1 protein-coding gene is annotated in these 390 nt (G+C 37.7%); it reads right to left on the bottom strand.

The annotated features are described in order from the left end of the window. Window positions 1-389 (bottom strand): cation:dicarboxylate symporter family transporter (locus C1I98_RS46880; protein ID WP_146607990.1); only part of this gene is annotated, 389 nt, incomplete at its 3' end. Between the last annotated feature and the right edge of the window lies 1 nt (window position 390).

Genomic DNA, 390 nt, shown 5'->3' on the forward strand with positions numbered 1-390 from the left:
GAAGTAATCATCAATACTACTAGCAGTGTAATTTGTTGTCCAATACTTAAATTAATATGATAAGCCTGGGCTAAGAAGAGTGCCCCAACTGCTTGATAGATAGCTGATCCGTCCAGGTTGAACGTGTATCCAGTTGGAATAACGAAGGATACGATTCCTTGGCTAACACCATATTTTTGCATTTTATCAATAATTTTAGGAAGTGCAGCCTCTGAACTGGCTGTTGAAAATGCTAAAATCAATTCATTTTTGATTACCTTTAGCAACTGGAAGAATTTCACGTGGTGAATCTTAGCCACAATTCCTAGTACCACAATTACAAAGAATGCCATCGCCACGTAGGCAATCAAGATGAACAATCCTAATGGTTTTAAAACGTCAATCCCCATT

The organism is Spongiactinospora gelatinilytica, from assembly GCF_003236385.1.
In the GTDB taxonomy this organism is placed as follows: Bacteria; Actinomycetota; Actinomycetes; order Streptosporangiales; family Streptosporangiaceae; genus Spongiactinospora; species Spongiactinospora gelatinilytica.